This is a genomic window from Peristeroidobacter agariperforans, from assembly GCF_004138335.1.
Classification (GTDB): domain Bacteria; phylum Pseudomonadota; class Gammaproteobacteria; order Steroidobacterales; family Steroidobacteraceae; genus Steroidobacter; species Steroidobacter agariperforans.
On sequence record NZ_RYFW01000001.1, the window covers coordinates 912,170 to 937,884 of the forward strand.

At 62.7% G+C, this 25,715-nt stretch carries 22 protein-coding genes; 6 read left to right on the plus strand and 16 right to left on the minus strand.

Translation table 11 applies throughout. The features are described 5' to 3' along the window. The first annotated feature begins 91 nt into the window (after window positions 1-91). A complete protein-coding gene (locus tag EK373_RS03980) occupies window positions 92-1,000 on the plus strand; it encodes a PEP-CTERM sorting domain-containing protein (protein WP_129641434.1) in 909 nt (302 codons plus the stop codon). Here EK373_RS03980 and glmS read toward each other — a convergent pair whose 3' ends face one another. The 3 genes from glmS to EK373_RS03995 all read right to left on the minus strand — a co-directional run bounded on the left by glmS (window position 1,001) and on the right by EK373_RS03995 (window position 7,735). Further along, window positions 1,001-2,836 carry a glutamine--fructose-6-phosphate transaminase (isomerizing) gene (gene glmS / locus EK373_RS03985; RefSeq protein WP_129641435.1) on the minus strand — a complete coding sequence of 612 codons (1,836 nt, stop codon included), beginning with the start codon at window positions 2,834-2,836 and terminating at the stop codon, window positions 1,001-1,003. Between the two features lie 136 nt (window positions 2,837-2,972). Then, complete coding sequence (gene glmU, locus EK373_RS03990; protein WP_129641436.1) at window positions 2,973-4,343, minus strand: bifunctional UDP-N-acetylglucosamine diphosphorylase/glucosamine-1-phosphate N-acetyltransferase GlmU; 1,371 nt, start codon at window positions 4,341-4,343, stop codon at window positions 2,973-2,975. A gap of 71 nt (window positions 4,344-4,414) precedes the next feature. Then, window positions 4,415-7,735, minus strand: a complete 3,321-nt coding sequence (locus EK373_RS03995; protein WP_129641437.1) for an LpqB family beta-propeller domain-containing protein — start codon at window positions 7,733-7,735, stop codon at window positions 4,415-4,417. A 228-nt stretch (window positions 7,736-7,963) separates the two neighbouring features. Between EK373_RS03995 and EK373_RS04000 the strand changes: the two genes are divergently transcribed. Beyond that, window positions 7,964-9,139 (plus strand): methyl-accepting chemotaxis protein, encoded by a 1,176-nt coding sequence (locus EK373_RS04000; RefSeq protein ID WP_129641438.1) that lies wholly within the window; start codon window positions 7,964-7,966, stop codon window positions 9,137-9,139. A 168-nt stretch (window positions 9,140-9,307) separates the two neighbouring features. Beyond that, the gene (locus EK373_RS04005) at window positions 9,308-10,267 is read left to right on the plus strand and encodes a response regulator (protein ID WP_129641439.1); all 960 of its coding nucleotides are present in this window, start codon (window positions 9,308-9,310) and stop codon (window positions 10,265-10,267) included. 7 nt (window positions 10,268-10,274) lie between these two features. Here EK373_RS04005 and EK373_RS04010 read toward each other — a convergent pair whose 3' ends face one another. Further along, a complete protein-coding gene (locus EK373_RS04010) occupies window positions 10,275-11,741 on the minus strand; it encodes a protein adenylyltransferase SelO family protein (protein ID WP_129641440.1) in 1,467 nt (488 codons plus the stop codon). A gap of 116 nt (window positions 11,742-11,857) precedes the next feature. Between EK373_RS04010 and EK373_RS04015 the strand changes: the two genes are divergently transcribed. From EK373_RS04015 to EK373_RS04025, 3 genes are all read left to right on the plus strand, one after another. Continuing rightward, a complete protein-coding gene (locus EK373_RS04015) occupies window positions 11,858-12,412 on the plus strand; it encodes a cysteine hydrolase family protein (protein WP_129643317.1) in 555 nt (184 codons plus the stop codon). Window positions 12,413-12,608: 196 nt separating this feature from the next. Further along, the gene (locus EK373_RS04020; protein ID WP_129641441.1) at window positions 12,609-12,944 is read left to right on the plus strand and encodes a hypothetical protein; all 336 of its coding nucleotides are present in this window, start codon (window positions 12,609-12,611) and stop codon (window positions 12,942-12,944) included. A 4-nt stretch (window positions 12,945-12,948) separates the two neighbouring features. After that, window positions 12,949-13,686 (plus strand): esterase/lipase family protein, encoded by a 738-nt coding sequence (locus EK373_RS04025; RefSeq protein ID WP_129641442.1) that lies wholly within the window; start codon window positions 12,949-12,951, stop codon window positions 13,684-13,686. A 491-nt stretch (window positions 13,687-14,177) separates the two neighbouring features. Here EK373_RS04025 and EK373_RS04030 read toward each other — a convergent pair whose 3' ends face one another. From EK373_RS04030 to EK373_RS04085, 12 genes are all read right to left on the minus strand, one after another. After that, window positions 14,178-14,597 carry a F0F1 ATP synthase subunit epsilon gene (locus EK373_RS04030; RefSeq protein ID WP_129641443.1) on the minus strand — a complete coding sequence of 140 codons (420 nt, stop codon included), beginning with the start codon at window positions 14,595-14,597 and terminating at the stop codon, window positions 14,178-14,180. A gap of 57 nt (window positions 14,598-14,654) precedes the next feature. Next, window positions 14,655-16,073, minus strand: coding sequence for a F0F1 ATP synthase subunit beta (gene atpD, locus EK373_RS04035; protein ID WP_129641444.1), 1,419 nt, complete (start codon window positions 16,071-16,073; stop codon window positions 14,655-14,657). Between the two features lie 39 nt (window positions 16,074-16,112). Further along, the gene (gene atpG, locus EK373_RS04040) at window positions 16,113-16,976 is read right to left on the minus strand and encodes a F0F1 ATP synthase subunit gamma (RefSeq protein WP_129641445.1); all 864 of its coding nucleotides are present in this window, start codon (window positions 16,974-16,976) and stop codon (window positions 16,113-16,115) included. A gap of 8 nt (window positions 16,977-16,984) precedes the next feature. After that, on the minus strand, window positions 16,985-18,526 hold the full coding sequence (gene atpA, locus EK373_RS04045) for a F0F1 ATP synthase subunit alpha (protein WP_129641446.1): 1,542 nt from the start codon (window positions 18,524-18,526) through the stop codon (window positions 16,985-16,987). Window positions 18,527-18,565: 39 nt separating this feature from the next. Then, entirely contained in the window at window positions 18,566-19,102 is a 537-nt protein-coding gene (locus EK373_RS04050; RefSeq protein WP_129641447.1) for a F0F1 ATP synthase subunit delta, read from the minus strand. A 24-nt stretch (window positions 19,103-19,126) separates the two neighbouring features. Further along, entirely contained in the window at window positions 19,127-19,606 is a 480-nt protein-coding gene (locus tag EK373_RS04055; protein ID WP_129641448.1) for a F0F1 ATP synthase subunit B, read from the minus strand. A 61-nt stretch (window positions 19,607-19,667) separates the two neighbouring features. Then, on the minus strand, window positions 19,668-19,943 hold the full coding sequence (atpE, locus tag EK373_RS04060) for a F0F1 ATP synthase subunit C (protein WP_116808431.1): 276 nt from the start codon (window positions 19,941-19,943) through the stop codon (window positions 19,668-19,670). 59 nt (window positions 19,944-20,002) lie between these two features. Further along, window positions 20,003-20,845, minus strand: coding sequence for a F0F1 ATP synthase subunit A (gene atpB, locus EK373_RS04065; protein ID WP_129641449.1), 843 nt, complete (start codon window positions 20,843-20,845; stop codon window positions 20,003-20,005). Between the two features lie 21 nt (window positions 20,846-20,866). Continuing rightward, complete coding sequence (locus EK373_RS04070) at window positions 20,867-21,235, minus strand: ATP synthase subunit I (protein WP_157994207.1); 369 nt, start codon at window positions 21,233-21,235, stop codon at window positions 20,867-20,869. A 209-nt stretch (window positions 21,236-21,444) separates the two neighbouring features. Further along, window positions 21,445-23,787 (minus strand): DUF5916 domain-containing protein, encoded by a 2,343-nt coding sequence (locus tag EK373_RS04075; RefSeq protein ID WP_129641451.1) that lies wholly within the window; start codon window positions 23,785-23,787, stop codon window positions 21,445-21,447. Window positions 23,788-23,885: 98 nt separating this feature from the next. Continuing rightward, window positions 23,886-24,824 carry a ParB/RepB/Spo0J family partition protein gene (locus EK373_RS04080; protein ID WP_129641452.1) on the minus strand — a complete coding sequence of 313 codons (939 nt, stop codon included), beginning with the start codon at window positions 24,822-24,824 and terminating at the stop codon, window positions 23,886-23,888. 15 nt (window positions 24,825-24,839) lie between these two features. Further along, window positions 24,840-25,649 carry a ParA family protein gene (locus EK373_RS04085; RefSeq protein ID WP_129641453.1) on the minus strand — a complete coding sequence of 270 codons (810 nt, stop codon included), beginning with the start codon at window positions 25,647-25,649 and terminating at the stop codon, window positions 24,840-24,842. Window positions 25,650-25,715 lie beyond the last annotated feature (66 nt).

The window sequence follows — 25,715 nt, forward strand, 5'->3', positions numbered from 1 at the left end:
GTTCAGTTACAGCGCAATCCTTTGAAAACTGACACATCGACCGGGCTGGCTTAGTTCTTGCTGATTACCTACGCAACTGAACGGAGGTCGTATGTCATCAAAGACAAAGAAAAGACTTGTCATCGCGCTCGCAGGGTTGCTGGCGTCATCCACTGCTGCCGTGCTGGTGGCCAACTCGAGAACCCCTTCCGCACAGGTAGCCGGGGATGCAGGTTGCCTCGCCTCGATCGAGAGCGCCTGTGAATTGACCCCGCTCGCCTGGGACGGAGCGCCTCTGGCGCTCGACTTTGCAGCCGACACGGCTCTGGCAACGTATTCGGCGCTCTCCGATCTGGTCGGAGCGACGTATGGCGAGTCGGCGCAATGGCGTTATGCCGACGAATTTGCCACTCCCGAGGAGCGCTTTTCGTTCGAAGATCGCCAACTGTTCTCGGACATCAGCGCTCAACTTGGCGGCGCCTACCACATTGGCCCCCAGGATCAGTTCCAGCCGGACGCCTCCGGAGCGAACTCGGTCGAGCATTTCGCTTCGATGAGGTTGTTCGCCGGTGGCGGCGGCGGCATTTCGAAGAGCGGTTCGCCCGGCATCGGCGGCCCTGGCGGCGGCTCCTCCGGCGGTGGGTCCTCCGGCGGCGGCAGCTCTCCTGACGGCACCGCTCCTGGCGGCAGCCCTCCGATCAACAGTGCTCCTGACGGCGCTCCTGGCGGCAGTGTTCCTGGGGACGGTGCTCCCGGTGGCGGAACTCCTGGTGATGGCGCCCCTGGCGGCAGCAATCCTGGTGACAGCGCTCCTGGCGGCAGCAATCCTGGTGGCAGCAATCCTGGTGGCAGCAATCCTGGCGACGGCACACCTGGCGGCGGTATTCCTGACGACGGTGTTCCTGGCAATGGAGGACCTGGCAAACCGGTCTCTGTGCCGGAACCCGGCACCACGGGCCTGTTGGCGTTCGGTTTGGCGCTGGTTGCATTCATGGGGCGCCGTCGGCGCGCCCCAATCTGATTATTCGACCGTCACCGACTTCGCCAGATTCCGCGGCTGGTCTACATCGGTGCCCTTGAGGATGGCGCAGTGATACGCCAGTAGCTGCAGGGGCACTGTGTAGACGGCGGAAGCCTGGAAGTGGCTGACGTGCTTCGGCATGGTGATGACGGTGACGCCTTCGGACGGCTGGAAGCCGGAATCCGGATCGGCGAATACATACAACTCACCACCGCGCGCACGCACTTCCTGCAGGTTCGACTTCAACTTTTCCAGCAGGTCGTTGTTCGGGGCGACGGCGATGACCGGCATGTCGGCATCGACCAGCGCGAGCGGGCCGTGCTTGAGCTCGCCAGCCGGATAGGCTTCGGCGTGGATGTATGAGATCTCTTTGAGCTTCAGCGCGCCTTCCATTGCGATCGGGTGCATCTGACCGCGGCCGAGGAACAGCGCGTGGTGCTTGTCGGCGAAGCGCTCCGCCAGCTTCTTGATGGTGTCGTCGAGGTGCAGGGTCTTCTCGATCAGGCCGGGGATCTCGATCAATCGTTGCACCAGGCCGCGCTCACGCTCCGGATCGGTGCCATGGAATTTGGCGAGCGCGATGACCAGCATGCCTAGCGCGCACAGCTGGGTCGTGAACGCCTTGGTCGAGGCCACGCCGATTTCCGGGCCGGCGCGCGTCAGCAGCACCAATTCGGACTCGCGCACCAGCGAGCTCTCCGGAACGTTACAAATCGACAGCGTCGAGAGATAGCCGGACTGCTTGGCCATGCGCAGCGCGGCCAGCGTGTCGGCGGTCTCGCCAGACTGCGAGATCGAAACAAACAACGTGTTCTTCGGCACGACCGGATTGCGATAGCGATATTCGCTCGCGATCTCGACCCAGCAAGGCAGGCGCGCGATCTGCTCGATGTAGTACTTGGCGACTGCGCCGGCGTGATAGCTGGTGCCGCAGGCGACGATCTGCACGGCCTCGCAACGACGGAACACTTCGGTTGCGAGCGGACCGAACGCGGCTTCGAGCAGCTTGCCGCCGGCCACGCGTTCTTCCAGCGTCTGAGCGATGGCACGGGGCTGCTCGTGAATTTCTTTGAGCATGTAGTGCGCGTACTCGCCCTTCTCGGCAGCATCGGCGGACAGCGAGCTTTCGCGAACTTCGCGCTGAGCGTTGTTGCCTTCGTGATCGACGATGCGCACGCCGGTGCGACGGATCTCGGCGACATCGCCTTCGTCGAGGAAAATGAACTTGCGAGTCACCGGCAGCAACGCAGCGACGTCGGAGGCGACGAAGTTTTCGTTGTTGCCGATACCGATCACGACCGGGCAACCGGCGCGAGCGAGGATCATGCTGTCGGGCGCATCTTCGGAAACGACGGCGAGCGCATAGGCGCCTTCCAGCTCCGCGACCGTAGCCCGAACCGCGCGGAAAATGTCACCGAGCTTCTGCTTGTGGAAGTGAATCCGATGCGCAATCACCTCGGTGTCGGTCTCCGAGGTGAACTGGTAGCCGAGCTTGCTCAGCTCCTCGCGCAGCTCTTCGTGGTTCTCGATGATGCCGTTGTGAACGATGGCAATGCCGTCCCGCGAGATGTGCGGGTGCGCGTTGCGCTCGGACGGGACGCCATGGGTCGCCCAGCGCGTGTGCGCGATGCCGAGGTGGCCCTCGACCGGGGTCTCGGCCAGGGCGTCCTGCAATTTACGAACTTTGCCGACAGTGCGCAGCCGGCGCAGGTGGCCGGTGCCATTCAGAATGGCGAGGCCGGCCGAGTCATACCCTCGATACTCCAGGCGCCGCAGGCCTTCGATCAGGATGGGAACGATGTTGCGATCCGCAATCGCGCCGACGATGCCGCACATGGGAATAGAGGTCCGTGTTAGCCGCAGGTTATAAAAAGTGAGTGTAGCCGACCGGGGTTCCCTGGGGCTGTGGAAAGTCTCACAGCTCGGCCGGCGGTCGGGAAGCGGCCTTAAGGCCGCTCGCTCCGGCCCCCCCTTACTCCTTGGGCTTCTTCTGGGGCCGTTTCCAGCCGTCGATGGTGACCTGGCGGGCGCGAGCCAGGGTCAGCTTGCCTTCCGGGGCATCCTTGGTGATGGTCGAGCCGGCGCCGGTGTTGGCGTTCGGGCCGATCTTGACGGGGGCGATCAGCATGGAACCGGACCCGACGAAGGCGCCGTCGCCGATTTCGGTGCGGTGTTTGTTGACGCCGTCGTAGTTCACGGTGACCGTGCCGGCGCCGACGTTGACATTGCTGCCGACGGTGGCGTCGCCCAGGTAGGTCAGGTGATTGGCTTTGCTGCCCTGACCAATCTCGCTCTTTTTCACCTCGACGAAATTGCCGATGTGCACGTCATCGTGCAGGACGCTTTCCGGACGCAGGCGGGCGAACGGGCCGATGACATTGCGTGGCCCGACGACAGCGCGATCGACGACACAGTTCGGATGGATCTCCGTGTCGGCAGCGATGCGGCAGTCCTTCAAATAACAATTCGGCCCGATGCGGACGCGGTCGCCCAACTCCACATCGCCGACGAGCACCGCATTCACGTCGATGAAAACATCACGACCAACGGTGACCTTGCCGCGAATATCGATACGCGCCGGATCAGCCAGCGTAACTCCGTTGATCATCAACTCGCGCGCCCGCTCGGCGCGTAGCGAGCCTTCGAGCTGGGCGAGCTGCACTTTGTCATTGACCCCGAGCACTTCCATTTCCGTCGGCGCGATCACCGCATTCACCTTCATGCCGGCGCGCACGGCCATGACGATGATGTCGGTGAGGTAATACTCGCCCTGCGCGTTGTCGTTCTTCAGCTCGGCGAGCCACTTGCGCAGCGAGGCCGCAGGCACTGCCATGAGGCCAGTGTTGATCTCACCGATGGCGCGCTCTTTGGTGTTCGCATCCTTCTGTTCGACGATGCGCACGACATTGCCGGCGTTGTCACGAACCACACGGCCATAGCCGGTTGGATCGGCGAGCACGACCGTGAGCACGCCCATGGCCCTGGCATTGCATTGCTCGAGCAACGTTTGCAAGGTCGGCTGACGAACCAGCGGCACATCGCCATACAGAATCAGCACATCGTGATCGTCGGGGATCGCCGGCATGGCCTGCGCCACCGCGTGCCCGGTGCCGAGTTGCTCGGCCTGCAGCACCCACTTCACCGGCTCGGCCGCCAGTGCCTTCTGCACCTGTTCGCCGCCGTAGCCATACACGATATGAATCGCGTCGGCGTTGAATTGTTTGGCGGTATCCAGCACGTGCGACAGGATGGGTCGACCGGCCAGGGGCTGGAGCACCTTGGGCAGGTCCGACTTCATGCGTTTGCCCTGGCCGGCGGCCAGGATGACGATGGACAAGGGCATGGGCGATTGAGCGGTGGCAGGCCAACGCGGCCAGAATAGGGCCGCATTATCGGGACATGCGCCCGCTATCGCTAGTGGACGGGCGGGCCGTCGACGCCGAACCAAGGCTGCTCGAGCGGGCGCTGGCGCGGCCAGAGCTCATCGAGCGAGCTGGCGTCATAAAGTCGGCCGTTCTTCATGACGAACTCGATATCCCGACTGCGCCGGATGTCCTCGCGCGGATCGCCATTGAGCACGACCAGGTCCGCAAACTTGCCCGGCTCGATGCTGCCGAACTCAGCGGCACGCCCGATCGCCTGCGCGCCGCCCAATGTGGCGGCACGAAGCGCTTCGAGCGGAGTCATGCCACCCTCCACGTGCGCCTCCAGCTCCCAATGGAATCCCGGCCCCTGGATCTCACCGTGCGAGCCCATCGCCGTGACGCCGCCAGCGCGTTGAATGCGAGCCACGTCGCCGCCGATGCGTGGGTAAATCAGGGTCGACGGCTCGATCCATTCCCGCGCCAGGGTTTGCTGAGCCGCGATGTAGTACGGTCGGAAGCGGCGATACTTATCATCCATGAAGGGCCGATCGCGAGCGACGAAGTTGTCCTGCGCGCCCGGGCCGCCATTCTTGATCTGCAGCGTGGCGTCGTAACTCGTGCCGCTGCGCGCGACGAATTGGATGACGTCGTTATATAGCGCCGTCGGCAAAGCGTGCTCGGTGCCGGCGTAACCATCCATGATCTGCGACAGCTCGAGCTTCAATGACAGCGAGCCTTCGGTCGTCGGCATCACACCGACCTGCTTCGCGGCCTGCGCCAGCCATTGCCGCTGCTGGCGGTTGCCGATCAGGTACTGCTTCACGTTCCGGGTGCGATAGTGATCTCGATAACGGGTCAGCAGCGCACGGGCCTCATCCACTGAAGACAAGCGGTTGAACGAGAACATCGCCGGTCCCGTGCTCGGCACGCGCGAGCCGACCAGAATCCCGGCATCGCCCAGATCCTGATAAGCAAACATATCGATGCTGAGCGAGGACGGATCGAAGGCGGTCGTGACGCCGTACGCCAGGCGCGCACGCAGGCCCCAGCTCTCCATCGCAAGCACATCGCGACGAATGTCGGCTACGTGATCGTGAACGTCGATGAAGCCCGGCACGATGGTCTTGCCTGCGACTTCGCGAACCTCGGTGTCGGCCGGCAGCTTCAGCGAGCCATTCGGGCCGACGGCAGCGATGCGGCCGTCGCGAATCAACACGTCAGCATTCTCGATCACTTCCGAGTCGTGCATGGTGATCACTCGAGCGCCACGCAGCACCAGGTTGCCGCGAGGATCGTCGCGTGGCACTTCGACGACTGCTGGAAACGAATCCAGGCTGCGCTTGGATACATCGGCGCTCCAGCCCGGGCTGCTCGCCGGATTCAGTTCGATGTCTGCGAGCGGGCGACGATAGAACGTCGAGCCCACCGACCAGGTAACTGTCTTGCCGCCGTCTGCCCACTCGATGAAGTCGGCGCCCACATCGGTGATGCGACGATGCTGGCGCCCGGGATTGAGCAGATCGATCATCTCTCCTGCCTTGGGCGCAGCGACGATGTGAGCTTGCTGCGCGATGATGGCCAGCACCCACTTGCCATCGGGGCTCAAGCGGCTGTCATCCACCTGCGCGAGATTCTCGGCGAAATACCAGTTCGGGCCCTGCACATCCACCGCGGGTTCGATTTCGCCGCTGGTGAGATCGACGCTGCTCAACCCTTCCGCCTGGCGCAGATAGACGAGATTGGGACTCGCCGAGAAATGCGGCTTGCCACCGAACGTGCCGGTCGCCACGACTTTCGCTACGCCGCCTTCGACCGGCGCCGAAATCAGCGCGGCATCGCGGACGTGCTGACCGAATTCCATCGAGCTGCGCAGACGCGCCTCATTGTCCGAGCGCACGACCAGCACCGCCTTTCCATCCGGCGTAAAGACCGGATGCGAGTAATAGCCAGCGACGCTCGTGATCTGTCGAGGCGCGCCGCCGTTCGCGCCGACGATCCATACCTGGCCGGCTTGCTTCGCAGTCCAAGTGATGAAAGCGATCTGCTGGCCGTCCGGCGACCAACTCGGATGAAACTCCGGTGTCTCGCTCGATGTCAGCCGCCTCGGCTGCGCGCCGTCAGACAACGGCATGACATACACATGTCCAAGCGACGAAAACGCCACGAATCCGCCATCGGGCGACTGCACCGGCGCTTGTATGAGGCGCGCACGCACCGGGCCTGTTTCTTGTTTCACAGCAAGGCGCGTGAGTGGCCCTAGCGGAACATCGACGGTCACCGTGAATGGGATCGGAGTGCTGGCGCCACCGTCGACTGACAGCTTTTCCAGTTTGCCATTGCGGCTGAGAATCACCGATCGGCCATCGCGGGTGAACGCGTAGCGCGGCACGAGGTCCTGCCAGCTCTGGGCATGGATCTGATCGTGCTCGATCGGGAACGCCAGCCAGCGATCTTCGTTTGTTTTCAGATGGCGCAGGCGCAGCCCGGTGCGGCCTTCGAAACGCGTGGCGTACGCCAGCAGCTTTCCGTCTGCTGAAAGCGCCGGTCGAAAATAGGCGCCGTTCGGGCGGCCGCGACCTGCCGCCGTGGGCACCAGTGTTTGCTCGGCGCCGCTCTCGATCTCACGACGAACGATGGACCAGTCGTCAACCTTACGATCGATTGACGTGCCATTACGACGCGCGAAGTAAATGTACTTGCCATCGGAGGAAGCAACCGCGCCGAGCGAGCTTTGGCCTTTGTCGCGCGGCTGGCCGGGTGCTTTGATCGGCGCGACCAATGTTTCGGTGCCGTCCAGGTCATAACACCACAGCTGATAGCTGTCCGCGCTCCACAGGAAGCGACTCACATAGATGGATTTGCCATCGGCGCTCCATGCCGGAGACACCAAGACACTATCGTCGCCGCCCAAGCTGATCTGCCGAGCCTCGGAGCCATCGGGCCGCATGACCCAGACGTTCTCGGCGCCGGAGCGATCGCTGACGAACGCAATCCAGGCGCCGTCGGGCGAATAGGTCGGCTGCGTATCGAATCCCATGCCGCGCGTGATGGCGGTTGCCTTCCCGCCCACGGTACTGAGCGTGTAGATGTCGCCAAGCATGTCGAACACGACACGCTTGCTGTCGGGTGACACATCGACGGACAGCCACGTGCCTTCGTCGGTATCGAACTTGATCTGGCGCGTTGGCTGCAGCGACAGCGTTTGATCGGGTGGTTGCCTGGGCCGCACCAGGTTGGACGCGGGGCCCGCTTCGGAAGGCACGCCCTGGGCCAGCATGGGAAAGAACATGTCATCTTCGTGCGCTGGCGCGGCGACCGAGGTCAGTGCCAGGCAGAGTCCCAGAACCGCAGCCTTCACGGGCTCCCTCATGCGCACACTTCCGGTAGCGAACACGCCAAGCCGTATTGTGGGCGTGCCCTTGCCAGGAGAGAAGCGGCTGACGGGCGCTGCATCGATGCCCCTAGGCAACGCCTCTATTCAGGTTTTCACCAGCCGGGGCATTCGTCTAGTTTGAGAAGCGCGTCGTGATTGAACTGGGAGGTCGGGCACGTTGCGGCCTCAACCTTGGGGCGTCGCGGGACGAAACAGCATTAACATTTGTTGGTCTGCGTACCCCGCGATGCCGCCGGCATCGCCGCGGTCCATCACCTCTCGTTCTACTATTTTCAGGAGCTGGGCTACGGTGTCATGTGCTTCACCAAGCCGAGCTTGGGTATCGTCCTGGTCCATGCGTCGTATGTGGTCGCGGAGACCGTTGACCTTTCCTACGTCGCCCATCAGATGCGGGCTGAAAGTTTGCAAGCGGCGGAGTTGCAGCGGCTCGTCGAAGTGATGGATCGCCAGGGCACCATCGACCTGCGCGAATCCGAGGACACCGTCGTCAGTCATGCGGGTCTTGCTTTGAACGGCGTGATCACTCGCCTGCGCGACACTATCTCAGCACTCTCCCACAGTACTCAGCTGGTCGCCAAGGCCGCCCGTGAAGGCGCCAGCGACAGTGCAGAGCTCGCCGATCGCAACCGGACGCAGACCGACGCGCTTGCTGAAACGGGCAATGCTGTCCGGCAGCTGGGCGATATCGTCGCTCGCAATGCCGAGCAGGCCCGCGAAGCGAGCAAGCTGGTGGATTCGGCGGTCACGATTGCGGCCAAGGGCGGTGATGTCGTATCGCGCGTGGTTTCGACGATGGGTGAGATCAGCTCGTCGTCACGCAAGGTCGTGGACATCATCGGCGTCATCGACGAGATCGCATTTCAGACGAACCTGCTTGCGCTGAACGCCGCGGTCGAGGCGGCGCGTGCCGGCGAGCACGGTCGTGGTTTCGCTGTAGTCGCATCCGAAGTGCGCAGCCTCGCCCAGCGCAGCGCCACGGCCGCGAAAGAAATCAAGCAGCTCATCGAGAGCTCGGTCGACAACGTCACTGCCGGCAGCACGCTGGTCGGCGAAGCGGGCGTCACGATGAACGATCTGGTGGCGGGCGTCCGCGGCATCGCGAACATCATGGACAAGCTGCAGGCCTCGTTTGCTCACGAAACCGGCGGCCTGCAACAGGTGGATCAGTCGTTGCAAAAAATGGAAGCCGTGACGCAGAGCAACGGTGAGCTGGTGCGCTCGATGGCCACGACCGCCGGCAATCTCAAGGAGCGCGGCGAAGAGCTCAGTACGGCTGTTGGCGTATTCGAACTGGGCGCCGCCGATGTGGGCGATCAACCGGTGCACGCACGTGCAGCCTTCGGCTCGGAAGAAACATTCGGGCGTCGGCGTGCGGCTTGAGCACTGCAACCAGCTCGCTCGCCCGGCCCGGAAAGCGGCCTTTCCGGGCGATATGTGCGCCAGGTCGCACCCGCGCCGGGAGCCGCCTCACAGAAATGGCAAGCACGTTAACGCTCCCGCTGGCCAGAGGAGTACCGTAGCTCCATCTCACATAAGAACCCTGTAGACATGAGCGCTTCGCCTGATTTTTCGCCGCCCCGCCGCGTCCTGATCGTGGACGCCGATGTGGGCATGCGCGAGTCGGCGGCGGCGCTGGTCAAGCTGCAGGGATTCGAAGTCGCGGCCGCTGCCGACGGCGTCGAAGCGCTCACGATGTTCGCCCGCGAATGGTTCCCCGTCGTCATCACCGACAGCTCCGTGCCGGCGGTCGATGGCATCGAGTTCATCGCCCGGCTGCGTATTCTTTCCCTTGCGCCCGTCTACATCATCATGCTCACGGAAATCGCGGACGTGCGGTTTCAGGAGCGAGGCTATTGCATGGGCGTGGATCAATATCTGATGCGTCAGAACGCGCTCGCCGAGATCGTCGGTCGAGTGCAGGCCGGAGTAACCGCCATTCGCCGTCGCCAGTCTTCAAGGACCGGTCGCGCGCATGAGCCGGCTACCGTCGACTTGGAGAATGGCGCGCACACGGCACGTCACCTGGTAGGCCGCTTGCGTGCGGAGATCGTTCAGGCGGGTCGCTCCAGGAAAACCTTGCAGTTGCTGAGCATCGGACTCGACGCGGCGGATGCCGCTGCGTTCCATCAACACAGCACGACAGGAGCGATCTCAGACACCTTGCTCGGCGCGGCTCACGATGCCATGCGGCCGAAGCTCGATTGGGTGGTGCGACTGCCCGCGCCGGTCAACACGTGCCGACTGGTCGTCGTCATGCCGGAGAGCGGACCGATCGAAGCCAGTGCGATGGAACAAACCATTCGTAATGCGTTCGTTCACTGGGGCCTCAGCTCCGCCGCCAGCGGCATTCGGCTCTCGACTGGCCTGGCCGCATTCGCTGGCGACGAGGATGCGCCTGCAGCGCTCGAGCTGCTCGGCCAGGCGGAGCGCAGCCGTCGGACCAGCGACATGATGTCGAAGTCATCGGCATCGCGCTCGGAGTCGGTGCCGGCGCAAGACGCGGCCTGACCGCTTCTCAAGTCCCGCAGAACGTCTTGTATTTCGGATCTGACGACGGTGGCGGTTGCGTGTACTCCGCGGCGTCCGGTTGCCGTTCGTAAGGCCGCTGCAGGATTCCAAGCAATTTGTTGAAGGGTTGCAGGTCGCCCGCGGTTGCGGCTTGCAATGCCGCTTCGACACGGTGATTGCGAGGAATGAACTCGGGATTGGCGAAGCGCATCGTTTCCGCTCGCTGCGCTGGCGTTTGCGGATCCAGCACCAGTCGTGCGCGCCAGGCTTTCAGCCAACCATCGATGTCAGCGGGCGTGTCGAACAGCTCGTGAACTGTCGCGTCATCTGCCGGATTGTCTGCGACGCGTGATAGCGCACTGAACGTCAGCGTGAAATCGGCCTGGGCATTTTGCATGGCCGCCAATAGCAAAGAGATCAGATCGGCATCGCCGTCTTCGCTGGAAGCCAGGCCGATCTTCCGTCGCATGTGTGCGAGAAACGCGGTCTCGAATTGCGGGACGAAGTTTTCGATCGCTTCGGTCGCCAGCTCGATCGATTTCTTTTCGTCGGCATCGATCAGCGGCAGCAACGTTTCTGCCAGTCGCGCCAGATTCCATTGCGCGATGCCGGCCTGGTTCGTATAGGAATAGCGGCCGCCGAGATCGATGGAGCTGAAGACGGTGTTCGGGTCGTATCGATCCATGAATGCACAGGGACCGTAGTCGATCGTTTCGCCCGACAGCGCCATGTTGTCGGTGTTCATGACGCCGTGGATGAACCCAACGCGCATCCAATCCGCAATCAGCGCCGCCTGTTGCGCTGTGATCGCTTTGAGCACTGCGAGCGCTGGTGCTTCGGCGTTTCGCGTCTCCGGGTAGTGGCGAGCGATCACGTAGTCCAGTAGCTCCTTCACTGCCTCCTGATCGCCACGCGCCGCAAAGTATTGAAATGTTCCCACTCGGATGTGGCTTGCGGCGACTCGCGTCAATATCGCGCCGGGCAGGATCTCGGTTCGATAGACCTGCTCGCCCGTTGTGACTACCGCAAGCGACCGCGTGGTGGGAATGGCCAAGGCGTGCATCGCCTCGCTGATCAAATACTCGCGAAGCATCGGCCCAATCGCCGCGCGACCATCGCCGCCGCGGGAGAAGGGCGTGCGGCCAGAGCCTTTCAGTTGGACATCGCGCAGGACCCCTTGGCGATCACGGATTTCCCCGAGAAGAATTGCCCGACCATCGCCGAGCTGCGGCACGAACGAACCGAACTGATGCCCCGCGTACGCCATCGCGATCGGCGTCGAATCCTCAGCCAGCTCGTTTCCAGAGAACAACGCTGCGGCCTGCCGGACGTCCATATCCGGATCCAACCGCAGCTCGGCGGCTAGGGCACGATTGAAAATGACCACCTGCGCATCAGTAACCTTCGCAGGTTCGACGCGTGCGTAGAATCGGGCAGGGAGGGTCGCGTAGGTGTGTTCGAAGCCGAGTTTCATGCGTGCATCGTACCGTGCGCTTCGGCCCCCTGCATGCGCACATGTATGCGACCCGTGCGTTCATCTACACTGGGATCTTCCCGAAGTTTCAAGCTTGCACGTTTCGCCTGCACGCCATGAATACACCAATGCCGACACTCCTCATCATCGACATGCAGAAAGGGATGGCGAGCCCTGCCGCGGGGCCGCGGAACAATCCGAATGCCGAGGGGAATATTGCGGCTTTGTTAGATGCCTGGCGTAAGGCGAGTGCGACGGTGGTGCACGTTCGGCACATGTCGAGAACGCGTGGCTCGCCGTTCTGGCCGGGGCAGCCGGGCGTTGAGTTTCAGGATCGGCTTGCGCCGCTTCCGAGCGAGCATGTGGTCGAGAAGAATGTGCCGGATGCTGTGGTGAACACCGGGCTTGAGAAGTGGCTGCGAGTGCGAGGCATCACCAAGCTGGTGATCGTCGGCGTCAGTACAAACAATTCAGTCGAAGCAACGGCGCGGACCGCGGGCAACCTGGGGTTCGAGACTCAGGTCGTGGCCGATGCGACGTTTGCATTCGATAAGGTCGACTATCACGGGACGAAGCGAACGGCCGAGGAAGTCCACGCAATGGCGCTCGCCAACCTCGATGGCGAATACGCGACCATCACCACTACGCGGCGCCTGCTCGAAACGACTTAGTGAACGCGCCCGAGCAAACGCCACTGACCTGACATATTTCCCAAAATAACGAGCGCGCCGCCGGCCGAATGATCGTATTATCGGCCTCATAACGATTACTCAGCGGTGTTTCGGTGCGGAAGCTAGCTGCGCTGGATCGCATTGATCCGACGGCGCTCGTCTGTGGACTGGCTGTCAAGGGATGGCCGGGGCCGACGTGAATTCGACGATCCAAGGCGCCCTCGAGATGGCGCCCCGACTCGCTGCCGTGGAGCTGCTTTTTCTGGTCCTCTGGCAATCCCGCTTCTGGGTGTTGGCCCGGCAGGGCTTCAGCGGCAACCCGTTCGACCATGGCCCCTGGTGGAGCGTCGCGTTCTTCCGTATCTGGGCGGCGTGGCACCTCCCCGTACTGCTGCTTCAGACCGGTATCTCTGCCATGTTCCGCAAGCCGAGCTTCGCCGTACGCGTGCCGCTGCTCGCCGTCTCGCTCCTGCTCCACGCAGTCAATCTGGCCCTGACTGTTCTGATCGCCTGGTTGTTCACGCGCCGGTAGGCTCATGAGAAGCGTCGCAGCCCTGCTCGTCGCCCTTCTCTCCGTCGCTCCCCAAGCAGGTCTGGCCGATGATGCCGACGTGCGCCAGACCGGTTCAGTGGTGCTGCTGCACGGATTGGCTAGAACATCCGACTCCATGTCGAAGATGAATCGGGCGCTGGAGGCGGCGGGCTATCGCGTGTGCAACGTTTCCTATCCGTCGCGCCAGCATTCCATCGAGGTGCTGACCAGGGACTTCGCGTTACCGGCCGTTCGTGCGTGCCTGACGGATCCAACGGGCGAGGTTCACTTCGTCACTCACTCGCTGGGCGGCATTATCGTCCGGCAGCTCGCGAAGTCGGCGCCGGACCTGAAGATTGGTCGCGTGGTGATGTTGAGCCCGCCCAATCATGGCAGCGAGGTCGTGGACAAGCTTGGCGGACTGGCGTTGTTCAAGTTCATCAACGGGCCGGCAGGACTGGAGCTGGGCACTGGGCACGCATCTGTCCCGCAGAGCCTCGGTGCGCCGCCGTTCCGTGTCGGCATCATCACGGGTAATCGGACGATCAACCTGATCTTGTCGCTGCTGATTCCCGGGCCCGACGACGGCAAGGTGTCGATCGAGAGCGCGAAGCTGGAGGGGATGGCGGGATTTTGCGTGATTCCGGCGAGTCATCCCTTCATCATGAAAGACCGGCTCGCAATCGAACAAACGTTGCTCTTTCTGTCACAAGGCAGGCTCACATGCCAGGCGGATCGATGAGCTCGCTCGCGAGCGTGAGAAATCCGCTGCTGGGCAAACTGAATGCCGCGGTCGTTCTGGCAGCTTGGGCCTGTCTACTATCGGCGTTTGCGTGGCTGGCTTACGCAAAAGCTACGGCCGCGGATGGCAGCGCATTGCCATTCATCGTTCTGTTCGGACTGTTTGCAGCGTTAGCGCTCGTTCACTTCGTGCTGGCGCGCTGGATTCGCTGCCCCCACTGCAACGAGAAGATAACGGCTCAGGATTTTTCCAGGGCCGCGTGGAGCGACTGGTCTGGCCTCGTAGTGAAATGGTTCAGCGGCTCGGTTGTTTGCATCCACTGCGGCAAGCGAGTCAGCACCAGAGGAGCAATGAGCTCTCGCGAAGGACCGCAGTAGTGTCTTCGCCGTGATATGCGCCCGTGCGTCATCAAGCCCCAAAGGCAAACGCCTCGCTGAATGGCGAGGCGCTGCGTATAGAAACATTGGCGGCGGGCGACACCCGCTAGCGGATCACTGCTTGATCTTGCGCAGCTTCTCGATCGCCTTGATCTGAGCGACGGCGCGGGCGAGCTCGGCCTGAGCTTCGGCGACGTCGATCTTGCCGGCGCGATCCTTCAGCGCTTCTTCCGCACGCTGCTTCGCTTGCAGAGCGGCGGCTTCGTCGATGTCCTTGGCGCGCAGCGCGGTGTCGGCGAGCACGGTGACGAGGTGCGGTTGGATTTCGATGGCGCCACCGCCGACGAAGAAGAATTGCTCTTCACCGCTCGGCGTCTGCACGCGCACTTCGCCCGGCTTGAGCGTCGTCAGCAACGGCGCGTGACGGGGCGCAATACCGATCTCGCCCATGGCGGCCGGCGCGAAAACCATGGTGGCTTCGCCAGAGAAGATCTGGCCTTCGGCGCTGACGATGTCGACGTGGATGGTTGCCATGTGCTCTCACTAGATAGGCGAGCGATGTAACAAACATCGCCCGCCGATCGATTTCAATTACTGCAGCGTCTTCGCCTTGGCGACGGCTTCTTCGATGGCGCCGACCATGTAGAACGCCTGCTCGGGCAGGTGGTCGTACTCGCCGTCGAGAATGCCCTTGAAGCCGCGGATGGTGTCCTTGAGCGGGACGATCTTGCCGTCCTGGCCGGTGAACACCTTCGCGACGTTGAACGGCTGCGACAGGAAGCGCTGGATCTTACGAGCGCGCGATACGGTGCGCTTGTCGTCTTCAGACAGCTCGTCCATGCCCAGGATCGCGATGATGTCCTGCAGTTCCTTGTAGCGCTGGAGCACAGCCTGCACGCCGCGAGCGACATTGTAGTGCTCTTCGCCGATGACCAGCGGATCGAGCTGACGGCTGGTGGAGTCCAGCGGATCCACGGCCGGGTAGATGCCCAGCGAGGCGATCTGGCGGGACAACACGACGGTCGCGTCCAAGTGCGCGAACGTGGTGGCCGGCGACGGGTCGGTCAAGTCGTCCGCAGGCACGTACACGGCCTGAATCGACGTGATCGAGCCGGTCTTCGTCGACGTGATGCGCTCCTGGAGCACGCCCATTTCTTCGGCCAGCGTCGGCTGGTAACCCACCGCCGAAGGCATACGGCCGAGCAGCGCGGACACTTCGGTGCCGGCCAGCGTGTAACGGTAGATGTTGTCGATGAACAGCAGCACGTCGCGGCCCTTGCCGGCTTCGTTCTTTTCATCGCGGAAGTATTCGGCCATGGTCAGACCGGTCAGCGCGACACGCAGGCGGTTGCCCGGCGGCTCGTTCATCTGGCCGTACACCATCGCCACCTTGGAGTTGGTGAGGTCGTTGGTGTCGATGACGCCCGACTCGATCATCTCGTGATAGAAGTCGTTGCCCTCGCGAGTGCGCTCGCCCACGCCCGCGAACACCGACAGACCCGAGTGCTGCTTGGCGATGTTGTTGATCAGCTCGAGCATGTTGACGGTCTTGCCCACGCCGGCGCCGCCGAACAGACCGACCTTACCGCCCTTGGCGAACGGAATGAGCAGGTCGATGACCTTGATGCCCGTGACCAGCAGGTCCTGGCCGCCCGACTGTTCGTCGTAAGACGGCGCGGGCCGGTGGATCGGCAGCAGATCCTTGGTCTGCACCGGGCCCTTCTCGTCCTGCGGCGCGCCCAGCACGTCCATGATGCGGCCGAGCGTGCCCTTGCCGACCGGCACGGAGATCGGAGCGCCGGTCGCGTTGACCTTCAGGCCACGCTTCAGGCCTTCGGATACGCCCATGGCGATGGTGCGCACGACGCCGTCGCCGAGCTGCTGCTGCACTTCCAGCGTCAGGTCGACGTCTTCGAGCTTCAGTGCTTCGTACACTTTCGGAATCTGGTCACGCGGGAATTCCACGTCGATGACCGCACCGATGATCTGGACAATCTTGCCGCTTGCCATGTGTCGTTCCTCAATAATTCTGTATTCGGGTGCGCGCCATTAAACGGCAGCGGCGCCGCCGACGATTTCGCTGATCTCTTTGGTGATCGCCGCCTGGCGAGCCTTGTTGTAGATCAGCTGCAATTCCTCGATGAGCTTGCCGGCGTTGTCGGTCGCGCTCTTCATCGCGACCATGCGCGCGGCCATTTCAGAAGCGACGTTTTCCACCGCGCCCTGATAGACCTGCGATTCGATGTAGCGCATCAGCACGCCATCGAGCAGCTCGGCCGCGGACGGCTCGTAGATGTAATCCCACAGCTTCTGCAGCTTGTCTTCGTCCTGCGTGACGACCGGCAGCAGCTGGCGCACGACGGGCTTCTGACTCATCGTGTTGACGAACTCGTTGTTGACCAGGAACAGTCGGTCGAGCTTGCCTTCCCGATACTGGTCCAGCATCACTTTTACGGTGCCGATCAGATCGTTCACGTGCGGACGGTCGCCCAGGTGGGTCACCGTCGCCAGCGTGTCCACGCCGCCGAGCCGGCGGAAGAACTGCACGCCCTTCGAGCCGATCAGGCACACCGAGACTTTCTTGCCCTGCTTCTGCCAGTCGCGGATCGCGGCCAGCGTGGCCTTGAACAAGTTGACGTTCAGGCCGCCGCACAGGCCGCGGTCGGTCGTGATGATGATGAAGCCGACGGCGTTCACATCGCGCTCGACCATGAACGGATGTTTGTAATCCGGATTCGCCAGGCGCAAGTGACCGATCACCGTGCGAATCTTTTCCGCGTACGGACGCGTCGCGCGCATGCGCTCCTGCGCCTTGCGCATCTTGCTCGCGGCCACCATTTCCATGGCCTTGGTGATCTTCTGCGTGCTCTTGAAGCTCGCGATCTTGATGCGGATTTCTTTTACGCCGGGCATCTACGTTCTCAGTAAGTACCGGAGGTGGCGAACTCTTCGCAGATCTTCTTCAGCGCAGCTTCGTTCTCCGGCGACAACACCGGGTTCGAGTTGACGGCGTCGATGGCCTGCTTGTAGTTCGTCTTGGCGAACGCCTGCAGCCCGGTTTCGAACGCGCCGATCTTCTTGATCTCGACCTTGTCCATGTAGCCGTTGTTGACGGCGTAGATGGACAGCGCCATCTCGGCCACCGACATCGGCGCGTACTGCTTCTGCTTCATCAGCTCGGTCACGCGCTGGCCGCGCTCCAGCTGACGACGGGTCGACTCGTCCAGGTCGGAAGCGAACTGCGAGAACGCCGCGAGCTCGCGGTACTGCGCGAGGGCGAGACGAATACCGCCGCCCAGCTTCGAGATGATCTTGGTCTGCGCGGCGCCGCCGACGCGGGACACCGACACGCCCGCGTTCATGGCGGGACGGATGCCGGCGTTGAACAGATCGCCTTCGAGGAAGATCTGGCCGTCGGTGATCGAGATCACGTTGGTCGGCACGAACGCGGTCACGTCACCCGCCTGGGTTTCGATGATGGGCAAACCCGTCAGCGAGCCAGTCTTGCCTTTGACGCGGCCGTTGGTCTTCTTCTCCACGTACTCTTCGTTCACGCGAGCCGAACGCTCGAGCAGACGCGAGTGCAGGTAGAACACGTCACCCGGATACGCTTCGCGGCCTGGCGGACGACGCAGCAGCAGGGAGATCTGGCGATACGCCCACGCCTGCTTGGTCAAATCGTCATAAATGATCAGGGCGTCGCCGCCGTTGTCCATGAAGTACTCGCCCATGGCGCAACCGGAGTACGGCGCGAGGTACTGCATCGCGGCCGGAGTGGATGCAGACGCCGCGACGATGATGGTGTGCTTCATCGCGTCGTGCTCTTCGAGCTTGCGGACGACGTTCGCGATCGAACTCTGCTTCTGGCCGATGGCGACGTAGACGCACTTAATGCCGCTGTTCTTCTGGTTGATGATGGCGTCGATGGCCAGCGCGGTCTTGCCGGTCTGACGATCGCCGATGATCAGCTCGCGCTGACCGCGGCCGATCGGCACCATCGAGTCGACGGCCTTGTAACCGGTCTGCACCGGCTGACTCACCGACTTACGCGACACCACGCCCGGCGCCACGCGCTCGATCGGTGACTGATAGGTGGCCTGGATCGGGCCCTTGCCGTCGATGGGATTGCCGAGCGCGTCGACGACGCGGCCCAGCAGGCCTTCGCCGACCGGCACTTCGAGAATGCGGCCGGTGGTCTTCACCGTATCGCCTTCGGTGATGTGCTTGTACTCGCCCAGCACCACGGCGCCGACCGAGTCCTGCTCCAGGTTCAGCGCGAGGCCGAAGCTGCCGCCGGGGAATTCCAACATTTCGCCGTACTTCACGTCGGCGAGTCCGTGCACGCGCACGATGCCGTCGGTCACGGTGACTACCGTGCCGATGTTCGCTTCTTCGGTGGCGCTCGAGAACTTCTCGATGCGTGACTTGATCAGATCGCTGATTTCAGATGCCTTGATGGCCATGCTCAATCCTCGGTCAATTCGGTGTAGGGGCCGGCGCTATCAATGACTCATCTCGACCGCCAACCGGTCGAGGCGCGCCTTCAGCGATCCATCGATGACGAAATCGCCCGCGCGCACGATGGCGCCGCCGATCAGCGATGCGTCCACTGCGACGTGCAAGCGCACTTCGCGCTTCAATCGTTTCTTCAGGGCCGAGACGAGGCGCTGTTTCTGCGCCTCGTTCAGCTCCACCGCCGAAATCACCTGCACATCGGCGGTGTTCTCGGCTTCTGCCCGCAGGCCCTCGTACATCGAGGCGATTTCCGGCAGCAGCGCCAGGCGGCGATTGCTCGCCAGCGTCGCCAGGAAATTGCGGGTCTGCTCGTCCAGGTCGCTGCCGACGATGTCCGCGATCAAGCCGGAGAGTTGCTCCGGCGTGACGCGCGGGCTCGAAAGCAGTCCGGCAACGCGCTCGTCCTGCACCACCGACGAGGCGGTTGCCAGCACTGCCGACCATTTCTCTAGCGCGTGGTGTTGACGCGCCGACTCGAACGCGGCCTTGGCGTAGGGGCGGGCGATGGTGGCTTTTTCGGCCATGAGTGCTCCGTTGCGATGAGCGCGTTAACCGCGCTCGATCTCCAGCGCCAGCTTGTCGAGCAAGTCGGCGTGGGCCTTGGCGTCGATCTCACGACCGAGCAGCTTGCTGGCCCCGAACACCGCCAGGTTGGCGGCTTCGCGACGCAGCTCTTCGCGGGCTCGGGTCGATTCCAGCGCAGCCTCCTGGCGTGCACCGGCGACCAGACGCTCGGCTTCCGCCGATGCGACACCGCGAGCTTCCTCGGCCATCTCCACCGAGCGGCGATTGGCCTGTTCGACGATCTTCGCGGCGCGCGCGTGCGCTTCCTTGATGATGTCGTTGGCCGAATTCCTGGCTTCCGCCAAGCTCTTCTCGCCTTTCTCGGCAGCCGCGAGACCCTCGGCAATCTTGCGCTGCCGATCCTCGATCGCCGCGATGATGTGCGGCCAACCGAACTTCATGACCATCCAGGCCACCGCGAAGAACGCGATGCCCTGGACGACGATGGTTATTGTGGGATCCATGCTTGCTCCGATTCACTTGCGGCGGCTGTGACACCGCCTGGCCGATCCACTTTCGCGGCGATTAGCCGCCGAGCTGACCGATGAACGGGTTCGCGAAGATCAGCAGCAGAGCGATGGCGACGCCGATGATGGGGATCGCGTCCAGCAAGCCGGCGACGATGAACATCTTCGTCTGCAGCATGCCGGTCAGCTCCGGCTGGCGAGCCGAGCCTTCCAGGAACTTGCCGCCGAGCAACGCGAAGCCGATCGCGGTGCCGAGCGCGCCGAGGCCGATGAGCAGACCCGCGGCAATCACGGTGAAGCTCATGACGTCGGCAATCTGAGTGATGTTCTCCATTTGAATCTCCGGTGCGTGCAGAAAAACAGCTAGTTAGTAATCGAACGATCGAAACGAAATCAGTGGTGCTCGGCGGCCATGCTCAGATACACGATGGTCAGCATCATGAAGATGAATGCTTGCAGCGTGATGATCAGGATATGGAACGCGGTCCAGACGAAGCCGGCGACGAACTGCAGCGGCGCCATGATGTAGGTCATCGCGCTGTTCAAGCTCGCGCCCAGCGTCAGGCAGGCGATCAGGATGAAGATCAGCTCGCCGGCGTACATGTTGCCGAACAAGCGCAGCGCCAGCGAAATCGGGCGCACCGCTTCTTCGATCAGGCGCAGCAGCAGGTTGGCCGGCGCCAGCAGGATCTTGCCGATCATGTTCGGCGCATGGAACGGCGCGGTCAGCATCTCGCCGAAGAACGTGCCGACGCCTTTGTGCTTGACGCCGAAATACTGGATCAGCAGGAACACGGTCAGCGACATGGCCAGGGTGGTGTTCAGGTCGGCCGTCGGGACCACGCGCAGGTAAGGAATGCCCGCCGCGGCGCCAGCCGCCGGCAGCCAGTCGACCGGGATCATGTCCAGGAAGTTCATCAGGAACACCAGGCAGAAAATCGTGATCGCGAGCGGCGCGATCAGCTTGCTCTTGCCATGGAAGGTTTCTTTCACCGAGGTGTCGACGAACTCGACGATCATCTCGATGAAACACTGGAATTTGCCGGGAACGCCCGTGGTCGCACGCCGCGCCACGCGCAGGAACAGAAACAGGAAAATGGCCGCGCACAGCAGCTTGAAAAAGATGCTGTCGAGGTGCAGCACCCAAAACCGGCCTTCACCGACCGGCATCTCCAAATGATGGAGATGGTGCCTGATGTAATCAGTCATGGTCGCCGGACCACCATGCTCAGCCATCAACCCACCTCGCCTGCAAAGCTATTTGAAGATTCCCATCGCGACCCAGAACCCGGACTGCGCGGCCAATAAGCCGATCAGCAGGGGCAGCGGTTCCATACCGCCGCGAGTCAAAGCCAGCGCAAATGCGCCGATTACCCAAATCCACTTCAACAATTCGCCTGCGTAGAACCCGCGCGCCGCGCTGGCCGCCGGCCAGTCTGTGGCGAACAACCGCCATGCGAACACGAGAGTCCCCAACGCAATGATCAAACCGCCCACGACCGCCGAGCGGGCCGCGTTCCAGCCGCTCGACATCAAGAACACGAGTGCTGCCAGGCCCGTGCTTACCAGCTGTATCGCGGCGAATTTCAACGCCAGGAGCTTGCCGCGGCGCGCAGTGACGTTCACGTGTTTGGCACGTATTGGATTACCGCCCGGCCGGAAACGGCGGCGAATTATACGCAGCGTTTTGCAGTGCTACAAGGAAGATGAAGCGTGTCTTATCGTGAATTATGACTATAGGTCTGCGTTGACACCGTGCAGGTGGTGCATTTTGTCTCAGGGCCTTGACAGCAGCAGCCACCTACACCATTCGGCGCGTCAGCGCCACGCCAGATTTACAACTTGTATCGGAGCTTGATCAGGAACTGATCCGCGTCCCGCACATCGGTCATGTCACGAAACAACTCGCTCACACCGCGCTCGTCGTCGTCGATGAAATTGTAACCGCCGCGGGCATAGACCAGAAACAATTCCGACATCGGCCCGATCTCGTACCGGTAACGGATCTGCAGACCGAGATTGTTGACGGTGAACGGCGCGACCGGGTCGCTGGTGGGGAACAGGTTGCCCGCGGCATCGGTGCGATAGGCGCGCCGCAGATCGGCGTCGATGCCGATCCACTGCCACTTGACGCGCAACTCATGGCGCGGCGCGGGAATCCAGTCGAGCCGGAAGTCGTAATCGAACCGCTTGGCGCGATAGGAGCCGAACAGGTTGCTGTCCTCCCAAAGCAGCCAGTCCGCGGAATACTGCGGCAATACATCCACGCGCAGGGTCAGCTTCTCGGTCGGATACCAGGTAGCCAGGAATTGCAGCCAGCCCGAATACTCCTCGACCCCCTGTTGGAACAGATAGCTGCCCAATGTGAATTGCCAGTCGCCATAGCGCGGCGTGGTGATGTCCATATATGCGGACACGCGCTCGTCCAGCCGCACCGGACCGTTGCCGCGTGAGATCAAATCGTCCACGCCACTGGTCACATAGCGCACTTCCTGAAAAGCTTTCCACGCACTCGCGTAACTCACATCGCGCGACAACAGGAAGCGCGATTGCAGCCGTTGCCCGTCGGTGTTCTCACGATAAAACGTGTACAGCCGCTGGGTTTCGCCGCTGACCCGCCCGCCGTCGCTGGCGATGCGAAGATTGGTTTCCCACTCGACTTGCTTGAGCGCGTTGCGCTCCATGTAACCGAGATCGTTCAGGTCGAACGAGTCGTCGATGTACAGCAGCTTCATCGTGTGCGTCAGCGGCGAGCTGCGATTGAAGTCGGCCTGCAGCCAGCTCTCGTAGCCGTAGGTGTTCTGTTCGAAACGACTGGGCTCGGTGCCACGCGCCAGGGCCATGTCCAGGCCCATGAGATTCATGCCGCTGGTGCCGATATCGGAACGGATCACCTGGCCGCTGATGCGCCAGTCCTCGCTCGGCGTGAGCTCGTAGTCGACAGCGTTCACGAACGCGTCGCGATCGAGAAACGGCCGATCCGCCCAAGTACCCAGATAACCGATGCGCGCATGATCCATAGGCAGCGCCAGGCGAGTTGCCGCGAACAAGCGGCCGGCACCGTTGCGATAATCATGCTCTTGCGCGACGAAGCCGCCGTACGTGAGCTGCCCTGCCGTTCCGGTGAGCTTGAGCGCTGCATCGATGTCGGATGAGGCCGCACTCCCGTCGTCAGCCGCCGCACCGATGCGTCTGGTGTAAACCAGTTGTCCGTTGGTCGGCGTGCGCAGATCGAAGATGCCCTGGTTCTCCGTGAAGAACGGGCGCTTGTCGGTGAACACGACCTCGATGGCGGAGAAATCCACTACCAGTTCGTCGCTTTCCACCTGGCCGAAGTCGGGATTCAGCGTCGCCGACAGCCACAGGTTGGGCGACGCCTTCCAATTGATGTCGGCGCCGGCTTTGAAGCGCGTGTGGTCATCGACGAAGTCGGAGATCACCGTTCCGTACGGCACGACATCCAGACTCGCGACCGACGCGTGCTGTGAGATCTGGATGCGCCGAAAGTCGGAAAGAAACACCGCCGCGTCGCTGGTGATGCCGGGGCACGCATAGCGCTCGCCGCGCTCGAACAGATAGCGCGTGCCATACACGCCGATGGTGCGCGTATCGGCGCCCGATTCCCGCATGCGGATGCTGGACCAGGGAATGAAAATTTCCACGAACCATTGCTGCTCGGTTTCGTGGACCGCGTGCTGCCAGGCCCCGTCCCAGTCGCGATCGAACTTGTTTTGATTGGTGATCAGGCCGTCGCGAATGCCGCCGCCCAGGCCGACCGTGAATTCATAGCCGATCTGCGCGTTGGCGTCGAAGTCCACCATCAGCGAGATGGTGTCGCCGATCAAGCGTTCCGAATCGCGCGGCGTGCGCGGCTTGATGCGTCGCTCGCTGGGCGGCTGATCGAGCACGAACGCCGCGGCCAGCCCGCCTTCGGTGGAGAGAATGTGCAGCTCGTTGCCGTAGCGAGGCTGATCGCGCGCGAATGGCAACGTGCGCTGCCAGTCTTTGCAGACGATCGCGCCCTGCCACTCCGGCTCATCGATGCGGCCGTCGATAACCAATTCGGCGTGCGCAGTCGTACAACAGACCGTGGCGAAAGCCAGCAGCAGCAACGCACACGGAATTGGAGCGATCGAGGTGCGCGGCGCCGCGCCGTTCAGCACTGGCGCCGTTCGCATTTTGAACGGACCTCCCGCGAACAGACTTCCCTGAGACGCCGGATCATGAACCTTACCTGGTATTGCTGATGGCGAGGCGTGCGCTTGGCGACGCCGTTCTAACGAATGTGCTCGAGAATGCCGTCGAGCTCTTCCAGCGTATGGTAGCTGATGACCAGCTTGCCCTTGCCGGATGAGGCGTGCTGGACCTGCACTTTCGCTCCGAGCTTCTCGCTCAGGTCCGCCTCGAGCTTGCGAATGTTCGGATCGGCGCGGGTCGCGGCATCGTGCGAGCTCGCCGATGGCTGCGACTGCAGCCGTTTCACTAATGCCTCGGTCTCGCGCACCGACAACTTCTGCTGCGCGACCTGCGCGGCCACTTCAGCCTGCTGACGCTTGTTTTCGATAGTGAGCAAGGCGCGCGCGTGACCCATATCGAGGTCGCGATGCTCGACCAGCCTGCTGGCGTCTTCGCCCAGCTCCAGCAAGCGCAACAGGTTGCTCACCGCGGAACGCGAGCGGCCGACGGCCTCCGCCGCCGTGGCGTGCGTCATCTCGAATTCAGTAATCAGGCGTTGCAGGGCGCGTGCTTCTTCCAGCGGGTTCAGGTTTTCGCGCTGGATGTTTTCGATGAGCGCCATGGCGATGGCGGCTTCATCGGGCACGCGCCGGATGACGGCCGGGATCTCGTGCAAGCCGGCAATCTGAGCTGCGCGCCAGCGGCGCTCACCGGCAATGATTTCGTAACGCTGCTCGGCCTGATGCTCCGCAGGGTTGTTCGCGTACGAACCATCGGCATTGATCGGGCGCACGACGATGGGCTGCACCACGCCCTGCGCTTTGATCGAGTCGGCCAGCTCCTGCAATGTTTCCTGACGCAGATCGATGCGCGGCTGGTACTTGCCACGCTGTAACAAGTCCACCGGCAGCTTGCGCAACTCTTCGTCGACCGGCCGTAGCGCCGTCACCACGGCTGCAGCGGCAGGAGAGGCGGCCGCGGCAGGCTGCCCGAGCAGGGCACCCAGCCCACGGCTGAGACGTGGTTGTTTATTCGCCATTGTCATGGTTCGTCACTATGACGCGACCGCGTCAGCAGCGGGCGGCGCCACGTTGAATGTTTCTTCCTCTCGACGAATCATTTCGCCGGCCAGCGCCAGGTAGGCCAGCGCGCCGCGCGATTCTTTATCGTAGTGCAACGCCGGCTTGCCGAAGCTGGGCGCCTCTGCGAGCCGCACGTTGCGCGGAATGATGGAGCGGAACACTTTGTCGCCAAAGTGCTCGATCAGCTGTTGCGAGACTTCGTTGGCCAGATTGTTACGCGGGTCGAACATAGTGCGCAGGATGCCGCCGATCTCCAGCTTCGGATTGGGCCCGGCCTTGATCTGTTCGATCGTGTTGATCAACGCGGTTAACCCCTCGAGCGCGTAGTACTCACATTGCATCGGAATCAGCACGCCTTGGGCCGCGACCAGGGCGTTCACCGTCAGCATGTTCAGCGCCGGCGGACAGTCGATCAGCACCATGTCGAACTCCGACAGCACCGGCTGCAACGCGTCCCGCAAGCGAGACTCGCAGCCGGGCTTGCCCATCATCTCGACATCGGCGGCGACCAGGTCCTGGTTTGCCGGCATCACCTTGAAATCCGCGTAGTCGACCGAGCGCATCGCCGAAGCGGCGTCGCTGTCACCGAGCAGCACGTCAGTGGTTGACCGCTCCACGGTGCGCTTGTCGATGCCGCAGCCCATGGTGGCATTGCCCTGCGGATCGATATCGATCAGCAGCACGCGTCGCTTGGTCGCCGCCAGCGATGCGGCCAGATTGACGCTCGTCGTGGTCTTGCCGACGCCGCCTTTCTGGTTGGTGATGGCGAGAATGCGATGCATGGAATGTTGAATGGGACCAGTCCGTTAGTGAGTCACGCAATCGGCACAACGCTGAATCTGCAAATT

Coding starts and splice junctions, on each gene's coding strand:
- EK373_RS03980 (WP_129641434.1), top strand. CDS start 92: ATGTCATCAAAGACAAAGAAAAGACTTGTCATCGCGCTCGCAGGGTTG.
- glmS (WP_129641435.1), bottom strand. CDS start 2,836: ATGTGCGGCATCGTCGGCGCGATTGCGGATCGCAACATCGTTCCCATC.
- glmU (WP_129641436.1), bottom strand. CDS start 4,343: ATGCCCTTGTCCATCGTCATCCTGGCCGCCGGCCAGGGCAAACGCATG.
- EK373_RS03995 (WP_129641437.1), bottom strand. CDS start 7,735: ATGAGGGAGCCCGTGAAGGCTGCGGTTCTGGGACTCTGCCTGGCACTG.
- EK373_RS04005 (WP_129641439.1), top strand. CDS start 9,308: ATGAGCGCTTCGCCTGATTTTTCGCCGCCCCGCCGCGTCCTGATCGTG.
- EK373_RS04010 (WP_129641440.1), bottom strand. CDS start 11,741: ATGAAACTCGGCTTCGAACACACCTACGCGACCCTCCCTGCCCGATTC.
- EK373_RS04015 (WP_129643317.1), top strand. CDS start 11,858: ATGAATACACCAATGCCGACACTCCTCATCATCGACATGCAGAAAGGG.
- EK373_RS04025 (WP_129641442.1), top strand. CDS start 12,949: ATGAGAAGCGTCGCAGCCCTGCTCGTCGCCCTTCTCTCCGTCGCTCCC.
- EK373_RS04030 (WP_129641443.1), bottom strand. CDS start 14,597: ATGGCAACCATCCACGTCGACATCGTCAGCGCCGAAGGCCAGATCTTC.
- atpD (WP_129641444.1), bottom strand. CDS start 16,073: ATGGCAAGCGGCAAGATTGTCCAGATCATCGGTGCGGTCATCGACGTG.
- atpG (WP_129641445.1), bottom strand. CDS start 16,976: ATGCCCGGCGTAAAAGAAATCCGCATCAAGATCGCGAGCTTCAAGAGC.
- atpA (WP_129641446.1), bottom strand. CDS start 18,526: ATGGCCATCAAGGCATCTGAAATCAGCGATCTGATCAAGTCACGCATC.
- EK373_RS04050 (WP_129641447.1), bottom strand. CDS start 19,102: ATGGCCGAAAAAGCCACCATCGCCCGCCCCTACGCCAAGGCCGCGTTC.
- EK373_RS04055 (WP_129641448.1), bottom strand. CDS start 19,606: ATGGATCCCACAATAACCATCGTCGTCCAGGGCATCGCGTTCTTCGCG.
- atpE (WP_116808431.1), bottom strand. CDS start 19,943: ATGGAGAACATCACTCAGATTGCCGACGTCATGAGCTTCACCGTGATT.
- atpB (WP_129641449.1), bottom strand. CDS start 20,845: ATGGCTGAGCATGGTGGTCCGGCGACCATGACTGATTACATCAGGCAC.
- EK373_RS04075 (WP_129641451.1), bottom strand. CDS start 23,787: ATGCGAACGGCGCCAGTGCTGAACGGCGCGGCGCCGCGCACCTCGATC.
- EK373_RS04080 (WP_129641452.1), bottom strand. CDS start 24,824: ATGGCGAATAAACAACCACGTCTCAGCCGTGGGCTGGGTGCCCTGCTC.
- EK373_RS04085 (WP_129641453.1), bottom strand. CDS start 25,649: ATGCATCGCATTCTCGCCATCACCAACCAGAAAGGCGGCGTCGGCAAG.